We start from the raw sequence: 678 nt of genomic DNA on the forward strand, positions 1-678 counted from the left end.
TGATACTAAAGAGCGTCATGGCAAAAAGATAGGCTTGAAGAGCAATTTCTGGAATATCTGACCCTGACATCATACCAGAAAAGATAAGGTAAAACACACTTGGAAGTCCGATGGATAGCAAGTAGTAGACTGCTTGCCGTTTCATCAGAATGATTTCCACTTTCATGAGACTTGTCATATTTTTCATCGTCAATCTCCTTTAATCTTGAGTCGTTTCGAAGATACTGTCTAAGAGAGTTCGATTGCGAACTTCAATTTCTTCGATCATGCAGCCCTGATCTTGCAAGACTTTCCATACCTGGCTGGCTTCTTTGGTTGTGAAGGAAAGAGCATTTTGCTTGATTTCAAGCTCTTGAACCTGGTCCAAAGTGCTGATAACTTCCTGATAAGTTAGAGGTACCGTAAAGTGTTTTTCTTGTTCTTCACCACGCATGGCATAAGGCGTCGTATCGCGAATCAATTCTCCCTTGTGGAGGACCAAAATGCGGTCAGCCGTATGTTCTACCTCTTCGATATAGTGGGAAGAATAGACAATGGTGACACCATTTTTCTTTAACTGATTGACAATTTCCCAAAAATGCTGACGAGTCGAGGTATCCATGGCAGCAGTTGGCTCGTCTAAAAATAGAATTTTCGGACGACCTATTAAAGACAACACAAAAGAGAACAAACGTTTTT

At 41.0% G+C, this 678-nt stretch carries 2 pseudogenes; both read right to left on the reverse strand.

Annotated elements, in window-relative coordinates:
- Nucleotides 1-187: pseudogene (locus tag GMD4S_RS09895) on the reverse strand (ABC transporter permease); the annotation flags it as partial.
- Nucleotides 188-199: 12 nt separating this feature from the next.
- Nucleotides 200-678, reverse strand: a pseudogene (locus GMD4S_RS09900) (AAA family ATPase); the annotation flags it as partial.

Source organism: Streptococcus sp. GMD4S (assembly GCF_000296955.1).